Source organism: Bacillus cereus group sp. BfR-BA-01331, assembly GCF_022663915.1.
Classification (GTDB): Bacteria; Bacillota; Bacilli; order Bacillales; family Bacillaceae_G; genus Bacillus_A; species Bacillus_A mycoides.
Genome location: NZ_JAKUGJ010000002.1, coordinates 17271 through 40463, shown reverse-complemented (window position 1 = coordinate 40463; position 23193 = coordinate 17271). Strand labels below are relative to the sequence as shown.

Here is a 23193-nt window from a genome sequence, read left to right as displayed (position 1 = left end):
ATGAAGTTTTTTCATACAGCGGATTGGCATTTAGGTAAGCTTGTTCATGGTGTATATATGACTGAAGATCAAAAAATTGTGTTAGATCAGTTTGTACAAGCTGTTGAAGAGGAAAAACCGGATGCTGTAATTATTGCAGGAGATTTATATGACCGAGCAATTCCACCTACAGAAGCAGTAGACTTATTAAATGATGTATTACAAAAGATAGTTATTGATTTACAAACACCAATAATTGCAGTTGCAGGAAACCACGATAGTCCGGACCGCATACATTTTGGTAGTAATTTAATGAAAAAACAAGGATTACATATTGTTGGACAATTCCAGTTTCCATACAATCCTGTTGTTTTAAATGATGAATACGGAGAGGTCCATTTCCATCTCGTTCCGTATGCAGATCCAAGTATTGTTAGACATATATTGAAAAATGAAGATGTTCGTTCTCATGATGATGCGATGCGTATTTTTATGAACGAACTCTCTGAAACGATGGATAAAGAAGCGAGACACATATTTGTAGGACATGCATTTGTAACTTCTTCAGGAGAGGCAGAGGAAAATACGAGTGATGCGGAACGACCACTTTCAATTGGTGGTGCTGAATATGTAAATAGCCATTATTTTGATAAGTTTCATTACACGGCGCTTGGCCATTTACATCAAGCGCATTTTGTACGTAATGAGACAATTCGTTATTCAGGTTCACCACTTGCATATTCTATTTCTGAAGAAAAGCATAAAAAAGGATATTATATTGTGGAACTGGATGAAAAAGGTGAAACAACAATTGAAAAACGTTTACTTACACCACGTCGTAAAATGCGTACAGTAGAAGCGAAAATAGACGATTTATTGCTTCATCCAGTGAGTGAAGATTATGTGTTTGTGAAATTATTAGATGAAAATCCTGTCTTGCAGCCAATGGAAAAAATACGTTCTGTATACCCAAATGCAATGCATGTTGAAAGATCTATTCAAAGACGAGAGTTCACAGATGAAAATGAAGTAACTGTTTCAAGACATAAAACGGATGATTTATCTCTTTTAAAAGCATTTTATAAAGAAATGAAAGGGCTAGATTTATCAGAAGAGAAAGAACGTCTATTTTTAGATGTTTTGCAAACAGTGCAAGAACGGGAAGGTGAGCGAGGGTGAGACCGATTCAGCTTATAATGACCGCGTTTGGTCCATATAAACAGAAAGAAATAATCGATTTTAAAGATCTTGGTGAGCATCGTATTTTCGCTATTTCTGGAAATACAGGAGCTGGAAAGACAACGATTTTTGATGCAATTTGTTATGTATTATATGGAGAAGCTAGTGGAGAAGAGCGCAGTGATACTAACATGCTTCGTAGCCAATTTGCTGATGATGATGTTTATACAAGTGTGGAATTAACTTTTCAATTAAAAGGAAAAAGTTATGAAATTAAACGACAACTAGGCCATAAAAAACAAGGAAATAAAACAATTACAGGACATGCAGTCGAATTATATGAAGTAATTGATGAGGAAAAAGTTCCATGTGTCGATCGTTTTCATGTAACGGATGTAAATAAAAAAGTTGAAGATTTAATTGGGTTAAGTAAACATCAATTTAGCCAAATTGTCATGTTACCGCAAGGAGAGTTCCGAAAATTATTAACATCTGAAACGGAAAATAAAGAAGAAATACTACGCCGTATTTTTAAAACAGATCGTTATAAATTAATGCGTGAGATATTAGATCAAAAGCGTAAACAATGGAAAGACGTCTTACAAGAAAAACAAAAAGAACGTGAGCTATATTTCCGTAATGTATTTAAATTACCAATACGTGATGGAGCATTATTAGAGGCATTAGTGGAGCAAGAGCATGTAAATACACATCAAGTAGTAGAGGCATTAGAACAAGAAACAATTTGGTACAATGCAGAGGTTGAGCAATTACACTTAGAACAAAATGACAAAACGAAACAATTAAAAGAAGCAGAGGAACGTTTTCATGCAGCAAAAGCTGTAAATGAGAAATTCAAAGATTTAGAACAAAAGAATGAGAAGTACAGTATTTTACAAGAAAACCGTGCCGTAATCGAAATGAAAGAAAAATCTTTTAAACATGCGGAACAGGCGAAGCGATTATTACCATTTGAGCAATGGTATGAGGAAGCGATGCAATATGAACAGCAGTCTGAAAGTTTGTTAAAACAGATAATCGCAAAAAAAGAGCATATAATGAACAGTTTTGCACTTGCTCAGGAGAAATATGAAGCATTAAAGAATAAGGCATCCGAGCGAGAAAATGCTAAAAAACAAGTTCAAAGACTAGAAGAGTTACAGCCAATTATTGCATCATTAGCTGAGAAAAAGTTAAATTTGCAAAATGCTGAAATTCAAATAGGAAAATTAAAAGAAGGTATGCAAAAGTTAGATGAACAACTAGAAGCGCATAAAAATGAAAAACAAAGAATGTCTGGCGAATTACAGCAATTAGAAGCAGCGCTTGAACAATATGTAGCTAAAGTAGAAGAACTAACGAATATGCGAGAAGATGCAAAAGTATTAAAGCAGGCATATGATGTATGGCAAGAAAAACAAAAATACGAGCTAGAAAAAGAAAGTGCGTTTCATAAGATGCAACAGGCAGTTAGTACATATGAAAATATGGAACGCCGCTGGTTAAGTGAACAAGCTGGTATATTAGCTCTTCATTTACATGATGGTGAATCTTGTCCAGTATGTGGTAGTATGGACCACCCGAAAAAAGCTACAGAGCAAAGTAATGCAATTGATGAAAAAGAGTTAAATGAGCTAAGAGAAAAGAAAAATATTGCGGAAAAATTACATGTTCAATTAGAAGAAAAGTGGAATTTCTATCGAGTTCAATATGAACAAGTGATAGAAGAAGTGCTAAAGCGAGGCTATCGCTCAGAAGAATTAGTAGAAACATATAGTGCGCTCGTTCAAAAAGGAAAGCAATTAGCAGCAGAAGTTAATGCGTTAAAAGCAAGTGAAGAAACGCGTAAGCAAATTGCTGTGAATATAAAAAGCGTAGAAGAAAAAGTAGAAGAACTCCAGAAACAAAAGCGTGAAGTAGAAACTGTGCAGCACCGTACTGAAATGGAGTGTATGCAGCTTCGTACGTCATATGAACATGATAAGCAAAATATTCCGGAAAGCTTGCAAACGGTACAAGCTTGGAAAGTACAGTTTGACCAAGCTCTGCAAGAACTTAGGTTAATGGAAGATGAATGGGAGAAAGTACAAGAGGCGTATCAACATTGGCAAAATGAAAATATACGTATTCAAGCAGAACATGATAATGCTTCTAATCAATTTAATAGTGCAAAAGAGAAGAAAGAAGAGACGTTCACACGCTTTATGAAAGAGCTAGAACAAAGCGGATTTACAGATCAATTAACATATAAAGAATCCAAATTAAATGATGCTGAGATGGATAAGTTACAACAAGAAATCCAAAGTTATTACTCATCTCTAGAAGTACTTACAAAACAAATTGAAGAATTAAAAGCAGACTTAAAAGATAAAGAGTATATGGACATTTCTTCATTAGATGAGCAAGTGAAAGAATTGGAAATTAGCCTTGATATTATTAAAGAAAAACGACAACGTGCTCAAAACGCCGTATCATATATTACGGATTTACATGAAAATATTAAACGAATTGATGAACAAATTCATGAGGAAGAAAAAGCATTCCAAGAACTTGTTGATTTATATGAAGTAATGAAAGGGGATAACGATAGTCGTATATCCTTTGAACGTTACATCTTAATTGAGTATTTAGAACAAATTGTTCAAATTGCGAACGAACGACTACGTAAATTATCAAATGGACAATTTTATTTAAAACGAAGCGAACGAGTTGAAAAGAGAAATCGACAAAGTGGATTAGGATTAGATGTATACGACGCATACACTGGCCAAACACGCGATGTAAAAACATTATCTGGCGGTGAGAAATTTAATGCATCGCTTTGCTTAGCGCTTGGAATGGCAGATGTAATTCAAGCGTATGAGGGTGGTATTTCCATCGAAACGATGTTTATCGATGAAGGATTCGGCTCATTAGATGAAGAGTCATTAACGAAAGCAGTCGACGCCTTAATTGACTTACAAAAATCAGGCCGATTTATCGGTGTAATTTCACACGTTCAAGAACTGAAAAACGCAATGCCAGCTGTATTAGAAGTAACGAAGCAGAAGGATGGGTGTAGTCAGACGAGATTTGTGGTGAAGTAAGTTCAATTATAATTCATGCTCAAAGTATTGTTTGCAATTTTCTAGTATAGAACTTACGAAAAAACAAATGCCGCCTCATTATAGAGATGGCATTTGTTTTTTATTCAAAACTACATAATTCACCTACGAGTTATCTGTAGAAGGCGGTGTATTTTCTAAGCGATTATACGTTTTAAAGGCCGAAATTGCTGATATAACACCACCTACTAGAAATAAAGCTGATCCGCCGACCAATATGATACGACTGACATATGTTTCGCGCGCTTCTTCAACTTCTTCTTGTAACATTGTTGGCATTTGAATTCCCCCTAAACAACATTTCTTTTGTAGATAGTATATACAAATGCCTAAAATATGTTAAAATCACTGGATAGTATTATGAGGAAGTATATAGTTAGATGTGAATTGTTTGAAAAATCTTCATTATAAATTTATGCTAACTTCACATAGAGCACAAATTGAAATTGTATTATGTATATGTACCAAATAGATGAAATTGTATAGTATTGCTGTTTTTAAATAATCAAAATCCTATTATTTCTATATAAGGGTCTTAATTGTATATTAGAGATAATATTTTATTTAGAAGCAGATTTTAATAAAAAGGAATTCAAATAAAAGGGGAATGTCTTATGACAACATATACGAGCGAGATAAAAAAAAGTTTAGTAACTGAAGAAGATGTGGATATTTTAAAAATAATGGCACATCCAATACGATTACAAATTGTAAATGAATTAAGTGCACGCAAAACTTGTAATGTAACACAATTAACAGAAATATTAAATATTCCTCAATCGACTGTTTCGCAGCATTTATCAAAAATGAAAGGTAAAGTGCTAAGAGCTGAGAGAAGAGGGTTAGAAATTTATTATTATATTAATAATTTAAAAGCAAGCAAGATTGTTAGTGTTTTAGGATATATAAATTAATGAATTGTTATTATACAAAATAGCCTCCGCTGTTAAGCAGGGGCTATTTTGTATTGTTTTATTTATTTGCATTTAAAATTTTATAGTTTTTATGATTTACAATTGTTCGGTCAAATTCAAAAGTACCACCGCTTACATCTGTAACTTCAACTAAGACCGATTCAGTGTATAGTTTTAGTACAGATGCTGTGATCTTTAAGTTATTTCGTTGAAATAGTATAGTATCGCCTACGTTTGCTTTCATAGTACCTCCTTATAAAAGTCAGAAATGTTTGTTTATTATATATATTAAACCACGTATAGATATATTAGTGAATGTTTAGTTTTATTTATCAATAAAATATTTGTTGTTTAATAAAAATTTAAGTGCAACATTATGTAAATGAATTATATATTTTCCGTTTTTATGTAGAAAATTGTAAAAAAACGTTGTAATTCTGTATGTTTCGTTAAAAAAACAAGATATATGGAAGTTAAAATGTATAAAAGATGGAATTTTGATTACAAGCATTGTAATGAGAAGCCAGATTACAAGACTATTAAATGATTTCTATTAAGAAATATAGACGCAACATGTTATAAAGCTGGAGAGTTAAAAAGAATATGGTGTTTTTTTGTTTGTATAGGATAATCAAAATTTTGAAGTCCAGCCATGGTGTAACAGGGCGCATAACTTTGTATAAAAGAGGATATGAAAACACACATAAGTCGTATTGATGTAAAACATTATAAAAACTACTACGTATTTAACAAGTAGTTTTTTGTATTTCACCCTTCGTTTTCTGTAACTGATTCCATATTTTTGACGCTCCGTCTTGTAAGTGCTTACATAAGCGAAAACATCCTATACAATGAAGTTGTTAAGTCGAATGAGGTGGCGAAAATAAAAATAAAAAAAGCATATTTAGCGAATAGCATTGAAATAGAAAGAGGGGGCGGAATGATATGAAAAAATCAAATGTTAATCCATGGCTTGTTGTCCTTGGCACAGTCATAGTACAAATGGGACTTGGGACGATATATACATGGAGTTTATTCAATCAGCCTTTAGTTAGTAAATATGGTTGGAGTCTAAACGCTGTTGCTATAACTTTCTCAATTACTAGTCTTTCCTTAGCGTTTTCAACTTTATTTGCGAGTAAATTGCAAGAAAAGTGGGGACTTCGAAAACTTATTATGATAGCTGGACTAGCATTAGGACTAGGATTAATACTTAGTTCACAAGCTTCCTCATTAATATTGCTTTATGTACTAGCAGGGGTTGTTGTAGGTTATGCAGATGGTACAGCATATATCACTTCATTATCCAATTTAATAAAGTGGTTTCCAAAGCGTAAAGGTTTAATTGCTGGTATTTCTGTCTCTGCATATGGTTCGGGTAGCTTAATTTTTAAATATATTAACGCACAGTTAATTGAATCAGTTGGTGTATCACAAGCGTTTATATACTGGGGGTTAATTGTTACAGCTATGATTGTCCTTGGCGCTTGTTTAATCCATCAAGCTGCAGATCAAGGAGCAGTTCATGAAACAAAAACTCAGGAATATACAACGAAAGAAATGTTAGGCACAAAACAAGTATACTTATTATTTATTATGTTATTTACATCATGTATGAGTGGCTTATACTTAATTGGTATGGTAAAAGACATTGGTGTTCAACTTGTAGGGCTTAGCGCAGCGACAGCAGCTAATGCGGTGGCTATGGTTGCAATCTTCAATACATTAGGTCGTATTATTTTAGGACCGTTATCAGATAAAATCGGCCGTTTAAAAATCGTTACTGGTACATTTGTTGCTATGGCAGCTTCAGTCTTGGTTTTAAGTTTCGTAGATTTAAATTATGGTATCTACTTCGTATGTGTAGCAAGTGTAGCGTTTTGCTTTGGTGGAAATATCACTATTTTCCCAGCTATCGTTGGTGATTTCTACGGTATGAAAAACCATAGTAAAAACTACGGAATTGTGTATCAAGGATTTGGATTTGGAGCGCTCGCTGGTTCCTTTATCGGTGCAGTTCTAGGTGGATTCAAACCAACTTTCATGGTGATCGGCGTATTATGTGTCGTATCATTTATTATCGCACTTTTAATCCAAGTGCCTAAGCAGAAAAAAGAAAAAGAAGAAGAGTATCGCAGTGTAGCGTAAGTATATAAATCTTCTTTAACACTATGTTTACTAAAAAGCACCCTATTTAATAGGGTGCTTTTTTATGAATTACAACATGTGGAATTTTCTAGAGGCAAAAAAATGAGTAAAGTATCCGTTTGGATTATATTGGAATATCATAAATTGATATATTATATTCGAAATACTTATTAAATCTTAAATTATAAACACGACATGCATCGGTAATTGCAAGATATACTTTCTCGATATTTTCAGAAAAATGTTGAGAAAATATATACTTGAGTTTTTGGTAAGGCTTTGTAAATGAAGGTATCTACAGTTTATCTTCTTCAATTTTAAAAAGAGGAGTACGAATTAAATTTTTTAATGTAAGTACTTATTAAGGCTTTTAGATGTAATTGTATTGAGAAGTACTAAAATATTTTATCTGAAAAATAAAAATAGGTTGACAAGTTTATTGAGAAAGATTATCATTTCGATGTAAGAATATTAAATGAAAAACATTATCAATGAATAATATTTTGATGAAAAGTACACTTGACCAATTAGTTTAGTAAGTGTATTATTTTTTACATTGATAGTGATAATCGTTATCATTATAGCTATTTGTTTAATTAAATTAATTTTCAAATGAAAGGATAGAGGAAATGAACTTAGGGGAATTTGATGGAAAAACGGTTTTAGTAACAGGTGCAGCTCAAGGTATAGGCAGTGTTGTTGCCAAAATGTTTTTAGAAAGAGGAGCTACAGTTATTGCGGTTGATCAAAATGAAGAGGGGTTAAACGTACTCTTAAATGAAAATGAATTAAATGGAAATGAATTAAATGAAACACGTATGAAAACATTTCATTTAGATGTGAGTGATAGTACCGCTGTTGAAGATATGGTAAACGGTATTGAAAATGATATAGCACCAATAGATATATTAATAAATGTTGCAGGGGTATTACGTATGGGACCAATTCACTCTTTAAGTGATGAAGATTGGAATAAAACCTTCTCTGTAAATTCTACAGGAGTTTTCTATATGTCTCGAGCAGTAAGTAAACATATGATGCAAAGAAAGTCAGGGGCAATTGTTACAGTTGGTTCAAATGCGGCAAATACTCCGAGAATGGAAATGGCTGCGTACGCTGCATCAAAAGCCGCAACGACAATGTTTATGAAGTGTTTAGGATTAGAGCTTGCAGCATACAATATTCGCTGCAACTTAGTTTCTCCTGGTTCTACTGAAACTGAAATGCAAAGATTACTATGGGCTGATGAGAATGGAGCTGAAAATATAATTGCTGGTTCTCAAAATACATATAGACTCGGTATTCCGTTACAAAAAATTGCACAACCTTCAGAAATTGCTGAAGCAGTATTGTTTTTAGCTTCTGATAAAGCAAGTCATATTACAATGCACAATTTATGTGTCGATGGCGGAGCTACATTAGGAGCTTAATAAAAAATTCAGGAGGTTATTATACTATGAATGAACTTACAGCCGTAAAGGAACTGTCAGAAGAACTTTTAGAAGATTATAAGACAGAATCTTCATTCTTTTTCGCTTCACCAACTCGAACAATATTAGCAGAAGGAGAGTTTACTACAGTAAAACATCGTGAAATTGAAAGCTTTCCAGAACTTGTACAAGCGGTATTAAGTAATGCAAAACAAGCCGGAAATCCGAATCCTATCGTTGTTGGTGCTTTGCCTTTTGATCGTAGAAAAGAAGTTCAACTTATCGTATCAGAACATAGTAGAATTACTGAGCGTTTACAGTTAGAGACAACAAATGAGATAAAACGAAATGAGAAACTAACATTTGAAATGACACCGGTTCCAGCTCCTGAAGTTTATATGGATGGTGTGAAGCAAGGAATAGCAAAAATTCAGGATGGAGATTTAAGGAAAATCGTTCTATCTAGATCGTTGGATGTTAAGTTTTCCGAGAAAATTGATCAACAAAAACTACTTCGCGAATTAGCAGAGCATAATAAGCACGGTTATACATTTGCTGTGAATTTACCGAAAGATGAAAACGAGAACAATAAGACGTTAATTGGAGCAAGCCCTGAATTGCTTGTTTCACGTAGTGGTATGCAAGTAATTTCAAATCCGTTGGCTGGCTCAAGACCACGAAGTGAGGATCCAGTAGAAGATAAAAGAAGAGCAGAAGAATTACTTTCTTCTCCAAAAGATTTACATGAACATGCGGTAGTAGTTGAAGCGGTTGCTGCTGCGCTTCGTCCGTACTGTCATACATTGCATGTGCCAGAAAAACCATCAGTTATTCATAGTGAAGCAATGTGGCATTTGTCTACAGAAGTGAAAGGTGAACTTAAGGATCCAAATACTTCTTCTTTACAATTAGCAATTGCTCTTCATCCTACGCCAGCAGTTTGCGGAACTCCAATGGAAGAAGCAAGAGAGGCTATTCAAAAAATTGAGCCATTTGACCGTGAATTCTTTACAGGAATGTTAGGGTGGAGCGATCTAAATGGAGATGGCGAATGGATTGTTACAATTCGTTGTGCTGAAGTGCAAGAGAATACACTTCGCTTATATGCAGGTGCTGGAGTTGTTGCTGAATCAAAGCCAGAAGATGAGTTAGCAGAAACATCAGCTAAGTTCCAAACAATGTTGAAGGCTTTAGGGTTAAGAGATAATTCGCTGAATGAAAAATAGGGGGAAGAAAGAATGTTAATAGGTTATACGGAATGGCCAAAAGAATTTGCCAATCGCTATCGAGAAGAAGGGTGTTGGCTTGGAGAAACATTTGGTTCGATGTTAAAAGAACGCGCTGAAAAACATGGAGATCAAATTGCGATTGTAAGTGGTAATTCACAAATAACCTATAGTGAACTTGATAAACAGGTAGATCGCTTAGCTTCAGGTTTACTGAATTTAGGAATAAAGAAAGAGAATCGAGTTGTAATCCAGTTACCTAATATTATAGAGTTTTTCGAAATATGCTTTGCACTATTTCGAATTGGAGCGCTTCCTGTTTTTGCACTACCTTCACATCGAAGCAGTGAAATTAGTTATTTTTGTGAGTTTGGTGAGGCGAGTGCTTACGTTATTTCAGACAAGGCTCTCGGCTTTGATTACCGAAAACTAGCAAGAGAAGTAAAAGAAAAAGTGCCTACTTTACAACATGTAATCGTAGTAGGGGAAGAAGAAGAGTTTGTGAGTATAAATGAACTTTACATGAATCCCGTTCCGTTACCAGAAGTTCAGCCAAGTGATGTTGCGTTTCTCCAATTATCAGGAGGGACGACAGGACTTTCTAAATTAATTCCTAGAACACATGATGACTATATTTATAGTTTACGTATTAGCGCTGACATTTGTAATTTAAATGCAGAAAGCGTCTATATGGCAGTTCTTCCAGTAGCACACAATTACCCGATGAGTTCTCCAGGAACATTTGGAACTTTCTATGCGGCTGGAAAAGTAGTATTGGCAACTGGAGGTAGTCCAGATGAGTCATTTGCTCTTATAGAAAAAGAAAAAGTTACGATTACAGCGCTCGTTCCACCATTAGCAATGATTTGGCTTGATGCGGTATCTTCTCGTAACGACGATTTATCGAGCTTGCAAGTTATTCAAGTAGGCGGTGCGAAATTTAGTGCCGAAGTTGCGAAGCGTATACGCCCTACATTTGGATGTACGTTACAGCAAGTGTTCGGTATGGCAGAAGGGTTAGTAAATTACACAAGATTAAATGATCCTGAAGAAATCATTATTCATACACAAGGTAGACCGATGTCTACATTCGATGAAGTAAGGGTTGTTGATGAAAATGATAACGATGTAAAGCCCGGTGAAGTAGGAAGTTTATTAACAAGAGGGCCATATACAATTCGTGGCTATTATAAAGCGGAAGAGCATAATGCAAGATCATTTACAAAGGATGGATTTTATCGTACAGGAGATCTTGTGAAAGTAAATGAACAAGGTTACATCATTGTAGAAGGCAGAGATAAAGATCAAATTAATCGTGGCGGTGAGAAGGTTGCTGCGGAAGAGGTTGAAAATCATCTATTAGCGCATGATGCAGTACATGATGTAGCAATTGTATCTATGCCTGACGATTATTTAGGAGAACGTACTTGCGCTTTTGTTATAGCTCGCGGACAATCTCCAACTGTAAGTGAATTAAAAACGTTTTTAAGAGCACGTGGTATAGCGGCTTATAAGATTCCAGATCGAATTGAATTTATTGAATCATTCCCGCAAACAGGTGTTGGAAAAGTAAGCAAAAAAGAATTACGTAAAGCCATTGCTGAAAAACTTATTACAGTAAAACGATAAAAAACTATTAAAATTTGGAAGGAAGTGATTAGATGGCTATCCCATCTATTTCAGTATATAAAATGCCAATTGAATCAGAACTACCAAAAAATAAAGTGAATTGGACGCCAAATCCGAAACGTGCGGTTCTTCTAATCCATGACATGCAAGAATACTTTCTTGATGCATATAGCGATACAGAATCGCCAAAAGTAGAACTAATTTCAAATATTAAGGTGATAAGAGAAAGATGTAAGGAACTAGGTATACCAGTTGTTTATACAGCACAACCTGGTGGACAAACGTTGGAACAACGAGGGTTATTACAAGACTTTTGGGGTGACGGTATTCCTGCTGGGCCAGATAAAAAGAAAATTGTCGATGAACTTACTCCAGATGAGGATGATATATTCCTAACAAAATGGAGATATAGTGCATTTAAAAAGACGAATCTATTAGAAATTTTAAATGAACAGGGAAGAGATCAACTTATTATTTGCGGTATTTATGCGCATATTGGCTGCCTTTTAACAGCTTGTGAAGCTTTTATGGATGGTATCCAGCCATTTTTTGTAGCAGATGCAGTTGCTGATTTTTCACTAGAGCATCATAAACAAGCATTGGAGTATGCATCTAATAGATGTGCAGTAACGACATCAACAAACTTACTATTAAAAGATTTACAAAGTGTAAAAGGCGATGACAGTGAAGGAATCACTTTACAGGAAGTACATGAACTAGTTGCACAACTACTCCGTGAGCCAGTAGAGAGTATTGAAGTTGATGAAGACTTATTAAATAGAGGACTTGATTCGGTCAGAATTATGAGTTTAGTAGAGAAATGGCGTCGCGAAGGGAAAGAAATCACTTTTGCAGATTTAGCAGAACGTCCAACTGTTGATGATTGGTACCGTTTACTATCTTCACAAGCAGCACAAGTGCTGTAACAAATAGACTACATAATAAAGGGGTAGTAAAGAATGCCTAACAGTCAAAAGATTCGTCATTCGTTATCATCTGCGCAGTTTGGTATGTGGTTTGCGCAGCAATTAGATCCGCTTAATCCGATTTATAATACTGGGGAATATATAGAAATAAACGGAAATATTAATCAAGAAATTTTCGAGTTAGCTGTACGTAAAGTGGTAAAAGAAGCAGAAGCACTTCATGTTCGTTTCGAAGAGGATGAAATTGGCCCATGGCAAGTTATTGAGGAATCGTCAAAGTTTCATATGCATTTTATTGACGTTCGTAAAGAGGAAAATCCTGAAGAAGCTGCTAAAGTATGGATGAAAAATGATTTATCTATGCCCGTGGATTTAACAGAGGATAAATTATTTACTGAAGTACTTATTCAAGTTGAAAATAATCGTTTCTTTTGGTATCAGCGCATCCATCACATTGTGATGGATGGCTATGGATTTTCACTTCTTAGCCAAAAGGTAGCGAATAAGTATACATCACTTATAGAAGAAACAAACAAGAATGAAAAGCCATTTGGTTTTCTTGCAAAAATTGTACAAGAAGATAATGAGTATCGTGAATCTAAACAATTTCAGGAAGATCGTACTTTTTGGCTAGAAAAGTTTGCAGATGAACCGGAAGTTATAAGTTTAGCAGAACGAGCGCCGAGAACATCAAATGGATTTTTACGAGAAACTGCTTATCTATCAAATGCTAGTACGAAAACTTTACTAGAAGATATTAATATTTCGTTAACGAGTTGGCCCGAATTTGTTGTAGCCGTAACAAGTATTTACATGCATAAATTAACAGGTGCAAATGATATTGTTTTAGGTTTACCGATGATGGGGCGTCTTGGTTCTGTATCTATTCATACACCAAGCATGGTAATGAATTTAGTTCCACTTCGTCTCACTGTAACTCCAAATATAACTCTTGCGGAATTAATACAGCAAGTTTCTAAAGAAATTCGAGACGTACGTCGTCATCATAAATACCGTCATGAGGAATTAAGAAGAGACTTAAAGCTACTAGGTGAAAATCAAAGGTTGTTTGGGCCGTTAGTGAATGTTATGCCTTTTGATTATGGGCTTAACTTTGCTGGAAATCGTGGTATTACACATAATTTATCAGCAGGACCTGTTGATGATTTATCGATAAATGTATATAAACGTTTCGATGAAAATGAGTTAATGATTCATTTTGATGCGAATCCGGAAGTATATAACGGCGCGGAACTAGCATTGCATAAAGAAAGATTTATGAGTCTATTAGAATTAGTGATAAATAATTATCACAAAGACGAGCCGATTGGAAAAATAAACATTACTCTTCCCGAAGAAAATCATAAAGTTTTATTGGAATGGAATGAAACGAAGAAAGCTGAAGAGCTAATTAATCTACCTATATTATTTGAAAAACAAGTACAAAAAAATTCAAATAAAATAGCAGTTACTTGTAACGGGATAAAACTTACGTATAAAGAGCTAAATGAACGAGTGAATGAACTAGCACACTATTTATTAGAAGAAGGAATAGGGGCAAATCAGATCGTAGCTTTAGTGTTTCCACGATCAATAGAAATGGTAGTTAGTATGCTAGCAGTTTTAAAGGCTGGTGCAGCGTATTTACCGATAGATCCAGAATATCCAGCTGAACGAATCAATTATATTGTAAATGATGCAAAACCAGTGTGTATCATCACACATTCAGCTGCTTTAGTTATAGAAAATGATATAAAAAAAATCGAATTAGATAGCGAAGAAACAGAACTAGCATTAAAAGCATATTTTCATATGAATCTACCATTTAAAAATGATGAATCACTTTTAAACCCAGCTTATACAATTTACACTTCAGGATCAACCGGAAATCCAAAAGGTGTAATTGTTCCTATGAGAGCTTTAAGTAACTTTTTATTGGCTATGGACAATATGTTTTCATTAAATGAAAACGATCATTTATTAGCAGTTACAACGTTTGCGTTTGATATTTCTGCTCTAGAAATTTATTTACCTCTTATTAGTGGTGCAAGTATAACAATTGCTCAAAAAGAGGTAATCCAAGAGCCTTTTGCGTTAACTACACTTTTACTAGAAGAAAGAGCGACAATTATGCAAGCTACACCGACGCTCTGGCAAGCGTTAGTAACTGAATATCCAGAGAGGTTACGAGGGTTAAATTTGCTCGTTGGTGGTGAAGCACTTCCAGCACATTTAGCAAATAAATTAAAAGAATTAGGTTGCTCTATAACTAACTTATATGGACCAACTGAAACGACTATTTGGTCTACTTTCATGAACATTGATGACAGTGAAAATGGTATACCTCCTATTGGAAGACCAATTTGGAATACAGAGGTGTACGCTTTGGATGCAGGGTTACAGCCTGTTCCACCTGGAGTTATCGGTGAATTATATATTGCAGGAGAAGGACTTGCGAACGGATATTTAGGAAAACCAGCGTTAACGGCTGAACGGTTTGTTGCAAATCCTTATGGAGAACCAGGAGCACGTATGTATCGCACCGGTGATTTTGTGAAATGGCGTAACGATGGTGTGCTAGAGTACATTAGTCGTGCAGATCATCAAATTAAAATTCGTGGTTTCCGGATTGAATTAGCTGAAATTGAAACGGTTTTACAACAACATGAAAATATACAACAAGCAGTGGTAATGGTACGAGAAAATCGTCCAAATGATAAACGAATCATTGCGTATATCGTTGCCGAAGAGAAGGAAACGATTCATCTTTCAGAAATTCGCTCTTATGTTTCAGAAAGTTTAGCGAATTATATGGTACCATCAGCATTTGTTGTGCTAGAAGAATTACCATTAACACCAAATGGTAAGGTTGATAGAAAGAAATTACCTGCTCCTGATTTTAATGGAATGAACAATGAGAGAGTTGCTAGAAATCCGAAAGAAGAAATACTATGTGATTTATTTGCAGAAGTACTTGGTGTTTCGCGAATTAGTATAGATGATAATTTCTTTGAAATGGGTGGCCATTCGCTTCTTGCATCTCGTTTAATGGCAAGAATTCGTGAAACGTTAAGTGTAGAATTAGGGATCGGAAAGCTATTTGAATCACCAACTGTTGCTGAATTAGCGAAACAATTAGATCGTGCAAAAAGCGCAAGACCAGCTATTAAGAAAGTAAGTAGGCCAAATGAAGTTCCACTTTCATTTGCACAGCGCAGGTTATGGTTCTTAAATTGTTTAGAAGGTCCAAGTCCTACTTATAATATTCCGTTAGTCATTCGTATGTCTGGAAAATTGAATGAGGAAGCACTGCAAGGTGCCTTTTATGATGTAGTTGAGAAACACGAAACACTTAGAACGATTTTCCCGAATTCACTTGGCAGTTCATATCAAAGAATTCTAGAAATGGATAAATTGAATTTAAAAATGATTATAACAAATACATGTAAGGATGAATTAGAAAGTACACTGTCTGAAGCTGTAAGATATAGCTTTGATCTTGATATCGAACCAGCAATTCGTTTGCAACTTTTTAAAGTGAGTGAAAATGAGCATGTATTACTAATTCTTTTACATCATATTGTAGGAGATGGCTGGTCATTACAACCGTTAACGAAAGACTTTACAGTAGCTTATAAAGCACGATGTCAAGGTGATAGTGTTCAATTAGAAACCCTTCCAGTTCAATACGCAGATTATTCACTTTGGCAACAGCAATTACTAGGTGATGAAAAGACACCAGAAAGTCTTATTTCAACACAATTAGATTTTTGGAAAGAGGAATTAAAAGGTTTACCAGATCAAATGGAGTTGCCTATAGATTATCAGCGTCCAATTGAAACAAGTTATCGCGGAGAAACAATTCATTTTCATATAGATAAAGGTATGCATAGTAGGTTAGTAGAGCTTGGTCGTAAAAATGGAGTTAGTTTGTTTATGGTGTTACAAGCGGGACTTAGTGCACTATTTACAAGATTAGGTGCTGGAACTGATATACCATTAGGTAGCCCGATTGCTGGAAGAAACGACGATGTACTCTCGGATATAGTCGGTTTATTTGTAAATACATTAGTGTTACGTACAAATACATCAGGAGATCCAAGCTTTAAAGAATTATTGGATAGAGTGAAGCAGGTAAACCTTGCAGCTTATGAAAATCAAGATGTTCCATTTGAACGACTTGTTGAAGTGTTAAACCCAGTACGAACTCGAAATAGTCATCCGCTGTTTCAAGTTATGTTAGCTTTCCAAAATACGCCAGAAGCAACGTTTGATGTACCGGATTTAGAAGCGAGCCTTGAAATTCAAAGTGTTGGTTCTGCAAAATTTGATTTAACATTTGAGATTAGTGAAAGTAATGGAGCTGATGGTACGCCAAATGGCTTACACGGATTGTTAGAGTTTAGTACCGATTTATATAAACGTGAAACGGTTCAAAAACTAATAGAACGATTCATTCTATTATTAGATGATGCAGAGAAACATCCGGATCAATCAATTGGTAGATTAGAAATATTAACTTTAGCAGAGCGAAATACAGTTTTAGAAAAGTGGAATGGTGGTTTTCAAATTGTACCTGAAATGACATTGCCACAATTATTTGAAAAGCAGGCTCATGTAAATCAAAATTCTATTGCTGTCGTCTTTGAAGATGAAAAGCTAACTTATGAAGAGTTAAATAGAAAAGCGAATAAAATAGCTCGTTTGTTAATAGCGAAAGGAATCGGTCCTGATCAACTCGTTGCTTTAGCGATGCCGAGATCTTTAAACATGGTTGTAAGCTTACTAGCTGTTCTTAAAGCTGGTGCGGGATACCTTCCGTTAGATCCGGATTATCCGTCAGATCGTATTTCATTTATGCTACGCGATGCGAAACCATCATGTGTTTTAACAAATTCAGATGTGGAAGTTGAATGTGATGAGGCACTACAGATTTTAGTTGATGATGTGAAAGTAATAGAAGAAATTGAGAAATATAGTGAAGATAATATTGATGAAATGGAGCGCATTAAGCCGTTATCTCCTTCACATATTGCTTATGTTATTTATACGTCAGGCTCAACAGGTAGACCGAAAGGCGTTATGATACCTCATCAAAATGTAGTAAGACTTTTAGGAGCAACTGATCATTGGTTCCAATTTGACGCAGAAGATGTGTGGACGATGTTCCATTCATACGCTTTTGATTTCTCAGTTTGGGAAATTTGGGGACCTTTATTATATGGAGGGCGTCTAGTCGTAGTACCACATACTGTAAGTCGCTCGCCGAAAGAATTTTTACAACTGCTTGTTAAGGAAAAGGTGACTGTTTTAAACCAAACGCCATCAGCGTTCTATCAATTGATGCAAGCCGATCGCGAAAATGAAGAGATTGGTCAGAAATTATCTTTACGATATGTTGTGTTTGGAGGAGAAGCACTTGAACTAAGTCGATTAGAAGATTGGTATAGTCGTCATCCTCAAAACTCACCGAAGCTTATTAATATGTACGGTATAACGGAGACGACGGTACATGTTAGTTATATTGAATTAGATGAGAGCATCGTCTCTTTACGGGCAAATAGTTTAATCGGGTGCAGTATACCGGATCTTAAAGTATACGTATTAGATAACTATTTACAACCGATGCCACCTGGAGTAGTTGGAGAAATGTATGTTGCAGGCGCTGGACTGGCTCGTGGATATTTAGGAAGAGCAGGATTAACTGCTGAACGTTTTATCGCAGATCCATTTGGGAAGCCAGGTACAAGAATGTATCGTACAGGGGACCTAGCGCGCTGGCGTCAAGATGGGACGTTAGATTATATAGGACGTGCAGATCATCAAATTAAAATTCGTGGATTCCGAATTGAATTAGGGGAAATAGAAGCGGTCATAATGAAACATCCTAAAGTTGAACAAGTAGCAGTTATTGTACGGGAAGATCAACCAGGGGATAAACGATTAGTTTCTTATATCGTCGCATCAAATAATGAAACGATTGATACGAATGAAATGCGTCAGCATGCAGGAGGTAGTTTACCAGATTACATGGTTCCGTACGCTTTTGTAGTAGTAAATGAGTTACCTTTAACTCCAAACGGTAAATTAGATAGAAAGGCATTGCCAGCTCCAGAATTTATTGCATCATCTTCTAGCCGCGGACCAAGAACGCCGCAAGAAGAAATGCTATGCGACTTGTTTACAGAAGTTTTAAGTGTGTCTCAAATTGGAATTGATGATGGATTCTTTGATCTTGGTGGTCATTCACTTCTTGCGGTGCAGCTGATGAGCCGTATTAAAGAGGCACTTGGGGTTGAACTGAATATCGGAACTTTATTTGCAGCACCTACTGTTGCAGGTCTTGCTGAAAGACTTGAAATGGGGAATGGTCAAAGTGCACTTGATGTGTTGCTTCCATTACGAGCAAGCGGAGATCAATTACCACTATTTTGTGTACATCCAGCAGGTGGATTAAGTTGGTGTTATGCAGGACTTATGAAATCTTTAGGAACAGATTATCCAATCTATGGTGTACAAGCACGTGGTATCGCTGAAAATGAAGAACTTCCAAAAAGCTTAGAGGAGATGGCAGCGGATTATTTAAAACACGTTCGTGAAATACAGCCTCACGGACCGTATCGTTTACTCGGATGGTCGCTTGGAGGAAATGTTGTTCATGCTATGGCGGCGCAACTTCAAAATGAAGGGGAAGAAGTAGAATTACTCGTTATGCTGGATTCGTATCCTGGTCACTTCTTACCGAATACGGAAGCACCTACTGAAGAAGAAGCGTTAATCGCATTACTTGCTTTAGGTGGATATGATCCAGATAACATGGATGGTAAACCACTTACTATGGAAAGTGCGGTTGCAATACTTCGCAAAGATGGAAGTGCATTAGCAAGTCTTGAGGAAGAGACTATTTTAAACTTGAAAGAGACATATGTGAATTCAGTAGGGTTGTTAGGGAAATACGTGCCAAAAGTTTATAACGGGGATATTTTATTCTTTAGATCTACTGTTATACCAGACTGGTTTGACCCTATTTCTCCAAATACGTGGCTAAATTATTTAGACGGGGAAATCGTGCAGCATGATATTGATTGTAGACATAAAGATTTATGTCAGCCAGGTCCACTTACAGAAATTGGACAAGTGCTAGCGAAATATTTGCAGAATAAGAAAGGGGTAAGTAAAGTATGACGAATCCATTTGAAAATGATAATTACACATATAAAGTATTAATGAATGAGGAGGGCCAGTATTCTCTCTGGCCTGCCTTTCTTGATGTACCAATTGGATGGAATGTCGTACATGAAGAAGCTAGCAGACAAGTTTGCTTAGACTACGTTGAAGTTAACTGGAATGATTTAGAGCCGAAAAAAAATCAAATTAGCGAAAAAATATTAGTAGGAAAACAATAATGAAAGTAAAAATAAATCCAAAAGTAGTTGTAAGCATCGTTTATATAACAGCGATGTTTATGGCTGCGATGGATGCAACGATTGTGAATGTAGCACTGCAAACGATAAGTAAAGAACTGCAAGTGCCCCCATCTGCAATGGGGACAGTAAATGTTGGGTATTTAGTTAGCTTAGCTGTTTTTCTTCCGATTTCTGGTTGGTTAGGCGATCGTTTTGGTACGAAAAAAGTATTTTTAACTGCCCTTTTCGTTTTTACAATTGCATCTGCATTATGTGGAATTGCGAATGATATTACTTCATTAAACATTTTTCGTATCATTCAAGGTGCTGGCGGCGGGCTTTTAACACCAGTCGGGATGGCGATGTTATTCCGAACATTTTCACCAGAGGAAAGACCAAAAATTTCTCGATTTATTGTACTTCCAATTGCTGTAGCACCAGCGATCGGACCAATTATTGGTGGTTTCTTTGTAGATCAAATGTCTTGGCGCTGGGCATTTTATATTAATCTGCCGTTTGGTATCATTGCGTTGCTCTTTGGACTTCTATTTTTAGCAGAGCATATTGAAAAATCGGCTGGTCGTTTTGATTCTCTCGGTTTTGTTCTTTCAGCACCAGGTTTTGCGATGCTCATCTATGCACTCAGTCAAGGCCCGTCAAAAGGTTGGGTTTCTCCAGAAATAATAAGTACTGGGATAGCTGGGATTGTGTTCATTACATTGTTTATTATTGTAGAACTGAAAGTAAAGCAACCGATGTTAGATTTACGCTTATTAAAAGAACCGGTCTTTAGAAAAATGAGTCTTATTTCGTTGTTTTCATCAGCTGGTTTACTAGGAATGTTATTTATTTTTCCGCTTATGTATCAAAATGTAATAGGAGTTTCCGCGCTGGAATCCGGTCTTACGACATTCCCAGAGGCGATTGGATTAATGATTTCTTCACAGATTGTGCCATGGTCATATAAGAAATTAGGAGCTCGAAAGGTAATCTCTATTGGATTAGTAAGTACGGCGGTTATCTTTATTTTATTAAGTTTTGTAAATCATGATACGAATCCATGGCAAATTCGGGCACTATTGTTTGGCATTGGTATTTTCTTAGGTCAATCTGTCGGTGCGGTTCAATTTTCTGCTTTTAACAATATTGCACCACCTTCTATGGGGAGAGCAACTACTATATTCAATGTGCAAAACCGATTAGGATCTGCAATAGGAGTTGCTATTTTAGCTAGTATACTATCTGGTTTTGGAAGTAATAGCGTACAGAATAATGCACAGTCAGATTTCTTACCATATCAAGCAGCATTAATTGGATCAGCAATATTTTTACTCATAGCATTACTATTTTCTTTACGTATTTCCGATAAAGAGGTAATGTCAAAGAAGAATAAAAAGCCGTTATCTGTATTACAAAAAGAGAAAGAAGTTGTAAATGAATGAGTTGTAGCATGCTAATACTCTTTTAAAATAAAGTGATATTGGCATTTAAAAGGAGAGAGTTTACATGATAGAGAGTAAAGTTGTAGATTCTGTACTAACTCTTAATGAGAATAGTTGTCAAATATGGTGGGCGAAAATTTCAGATTTACAATTATGGCATAACAATTTACTAAATGATGTAGAGCGAGAGAAAGCAAATTCATATCACCATTCAGCAGATCGTGCACGTTTTATAATAGGTTGTGTAATTAGTAGGTTAGTTCTTGGAAAGATACTTTCTATGTCGCCAGTTCAAGTACCGATTGATCGAATGTGTCCAGTATGTAAGTTACAACACGGTAGACCTCAATTACCAGAAGGTATGCCGCAAATATCAGTCTCACATTCGGGTGAGTGGGTTGTTGTTGCATTTACTAAATCTGCACCTGTTGGTGTTGATGTTGAGCAAATGAATCCAAATGTAGATGTTATGAAAATGGCAGAGGGCGTATTAACAGACATTGAAATAGCACAAGTTATGAAGTTACCTGATGAGCAGCGACTAGAAGGATTTTTAACATATTGGACTCGAAAAGAAGCAGTGCTGAAAGCGACAGGTGAAGGACTATTGATCCCACCAGTAGAAATTACAGTATCAGCTCCAAATGACCCTCCAAAATTGTTGGTTTTTAAAGATAGACAAGAGTTAGCAGAAAATACAATGATGGAAGATGTAAGACCTAGTTTAGATTATATGGCTTCCATTGCAATATTTAGTAAAGAAGTAACTGAAATTACGCAGTTAGACGCGGGATTGCTATTAAATCATCGTTAATTTTTAATAAAAATTCTTATAGAAGAGGTGTTCCTCATGTTAGTAGCGGAAAATAGAAAAACTGAATTAACTTATAATGTACAGGCAATTAAAGATATGTTGTTTTCTAGAAATACGTCATCTATTCTAGCTTTAGAAAAACTTGTAAAAGATACAGTTCAGTTTGATGTACTTGAACAGGAAGCTCTTGATAGACAATACATTCCGAAAGAAGCAAAGAATTTCTTTGATAATAATGGAACATTTCTTTACCGCGTATCCAATGTTAGTTATAAAGGTAAGGTATTATCTGAAAATCTAATTTTTGCGGACACTTCGTTTTTACCGGATACAATAAAGAGTGAATTAGAGAGTGGAAATATTCCTGTTGAAAACCTTATAGAAAAGATGGAAATAAGAAGAAACGTATTATATGAAGGATATCAGCCATCTGGAAATATTATCGAATTGTTTGATGGATGTTCTGTTGCGGCGAATGTTTATCCAACTAGAAAATATCAAATTGTAAGTAACTGCAAATGTGTATTTTATATTTGTGAAGTGTATCATGCAGAGAATATAAAGGAACTGCTTAAATAAACAATAAACAAGAAACCAGCCTATAAAATGGCTGGTTTCTTGTTTATTTAACAGCTTCTTTTAATTCTTTTCCTGCTTTAAATGCTGGAACTTTACCAGCAGCAATCTGAATTTCTTCTCCAGTTTGCGGATTACGCCCTGTACGAGCAGATCTTTCACGCACTTCAAAAGTTCCAAAGCCGATTAGTTGCACTTTATCGCCAGATTGTAATGCATTAGCAATTGTATCAAATACGGATTGTACAGCTGCAGAAGCATCCTTTTGAGAAATATCAGCTGATTGTGCTACATTTTTAACTAATTCTGTTTTGTTCATGTTTTCACCTCATAAAAATTTTTTTAGAATGAATGTTTTAGTATAATGGTTAGTAAAGATAAAGCTAACTTTGTGATTAGAAAGAATGCTGTATATTTATG

At 35.4% G+C, this 23193-nt stretch carries 16 protein-coding genes; 13 read left to right on the top strand and 3 right to left on the bottom strand.

Annotation, left to right across the window (positions count from 1 at the left end):
• Together MR155_RS04400 and MR155_RS04395 are read left to right on the top strand one after the other, a co-directional pair.
• Window positions 1-1158, top strand: a complete 1158-nt coding sequence (locus MR155_RS04400; protein ID WP_002012752.1) for an exonuclease SbcCD subunit D — start codon at window positions 1-3, stop codon at window positions 1156-1158.
• Window positions 1155-4244 carry an AAA family ATPase gene (locus tag MR155_RS04395; protein WP_242308354.1) on the top strand — a complete coding sequence of 1030 codons (3090 nt, stop codon included), beginning with the start codon at window positions 1155-1157 and terminating at the stop codon, window positions 4242-4244. Before MR155_RS04400 ends, MR155_RS04395 begins: the two co-directional genes overlap by 4 nt.
• Before the next feature lie 123 nt (window positions 4245-4367).
• On the opposite strand, the gene MR155_RS04390 is transcribed toward MR155_RS04395, so the two are convergent.
• Window positions 4368-4541, bottom strand: coding sequence for a hypothetical protein (locus MR155_RS04390; protein WP_001142748.1), 174 nt, complete (start codon window positions 4539-4541; stop codon window positions 4368-4370).
• Between the two features lie 335 nt (window positions 4542-4876).
• Between MR155_RS04390 and MR155_RS04385 the strand changes: the two genes are divergently transcribed.
• Window positions 4877-5176, top strand: coding sequence for an ArsR/SmtB family transcription factor (locus MR155_RS04385; RefSeq protein WP_097832019.1), 300 nt, complete (start codon window positions 4877-4879; stop codon window positions 5174-5176).
• A 58-nt stretch (window positions 5177-5234) separates the two neighbouring features.
• Here the strand turns inward: MR155_RS04385 and MR155_RS04380 are convergent, their stop codons facing one another.
• Entirely contained in the window at window positions 5235-5420 is a 186-nt protein-coding gene (locus tag MR155_RS04380; RefSeq protein ID WP_002012762.1) for a YkvS family protein, read from the bottom strand.
• Window positions 5421-6121: 701 nt separating this feature from the next.
• Here MR155_RS04380 and MR155_RS04375 point away from each other — a divergent pair.
• The 10 genes from MR155_RS04375 (at window position 6122) to MR155_RS04330 (ending at window position 22776) form a co-directional block, all read left to right on the top strand.
• The gene (locus MR155_RS04375) at window positions 6122-7324 is read left to right on the top strand and encodes an L-lactate MFS transporter (protein WP_113937825.1); all 1203 of its coding nucleotides are present in this window, start codon (window positions 6122-6124) and stop codon (window positions 7322-7324) included.
• A 629-nt stretch (window positions 7325-7953) separates the two neighbouring features.
• Window positions 7954-8754 carry a 2,3-dihydro-2,3-dihydroxybenzoate dehydrogenase gene (gene dhbA / locus MR155_RS04370; protein ID WP_242308344.1) on the top strand — a complete coding sequence of 267 codons (801 nt, stop codon included), beginning with the start codon at window positions 7954-7956 and terminating at the stop codon, window positions 8752-8754.
• 26 nt (window positions 8755-8780) lie between these two features.
• Window positions 8781-9980: an isochorismate synthase DhbC gene (dhbC, locus tag MR155_RS04365; protein ID WP_219302210.1), complete on the top strand. Its 1200-nt coding sequence runs from the start codon at window positions 8781-8783 to the stop codon at window positions 9978-9980.
• 12 nt (window positions 9981-9992) lie between these two features.
• Window positions 9993-11609 carry a (2,3-dihydroxybenzoyl)adenylate synthase gene (locus MR155_RS04360; RefSeq protein WP_219302211.1) on the top strand — a complete coding sequence of 539 codons (1617 nt, stop codon included), beginning with the start codon at window positions 9993-9995 and terminating at the stop codon, window positions 11607-11609.
• 32 nt (window positions 11610-11641) lie between these two features.
• Window positions 11642-12535: an isochorismatase family protein gene (locus MR155_RS04355; RefSeq protein ID WP_002136203.1), complete on the top strand. Its 894-nt coding sequence runs from the start codon at window positions 11642-11644 to the stop codon at window positions 12533-12535.
• A 33-nt stretch (window positions 12536-12568) separates the two neighbouring features.
• Complete coding sequence (locus MR155_RS04350; RefSeq protein WP_242308342.1) at window positions 12569-19720, top strand: amino acid adenylation domain-containing protein; 7152 nt, start codon at window positions 12569-12571, stop codon at window positions 19718-19720.
• Window positions 19717-19941 (top strand): MbtH family protein, encoded by a 225-nt coding sequence (locus MR155_RS04345; RefSeq protein WP_002136206.1) that lies wholly within the window; start codon window positions 19717-19719, stop codon window positions 19939-19941. Before MR155_RS04350 ends, MR155_RS04345 begins: the two co-directional genes overlap by 4 nt.
• Window positions 19941-21383: an MDR family MFS transporter gene (locus MR155_RS04340; RefSeq protein WP_219302213.1), complete on the top strand. Its 1443-nt coding sequence runs from the start codon at window positions 19941-19943 to the stop codon at window positions 21381-21383. The genes MR155_RS04345 and MR155_RS04340 overlap by 1 nt, the downstream gene beginning before the upstream one ends.
• Window positions 21384-21447: 64 nt before the next feature.
• Window positions 21448-22197, top strand: coding sequence for a 4'-phosphopantetheinyl transferase Sfp (sfp, locus tag MR155_RS04335; RefSeq protein ID WP_219302214.1), 750 nt, complete (start codon window positions 21448-21450; stop codon window positions 22195-22197).
• A 36-nt stretch (window positions 22198-22233) separates the two neighbouring features.
• On the top strand, window positions 22234-22776 hold the full coding sequence (locus MR155_RS04330) for a cold-shock protein (protein WP_219302215.1): 543 nt from the start codon (window positions 22234-22236) through the stop codon (window positions 22774-22776).
• Window positions 22777-22819: 43 nt separating this feature from the next.
• Here the strand turns inward: MR155_RS04330 and MR155_RS04325 are convergent, their stop codons facing one another.
• Complete coding sequence (locus tag MR155_RS04325) at window positions 22820-23092, bottom strand: HU family DNA-binding protein (protein ID WP_002012780.1); 273 nt, start codon at window positions 23090-23092, stop codon at window positions 22820-22822.
• Window positions 23093-23193 lie beyond the last annotated feature (101 nt).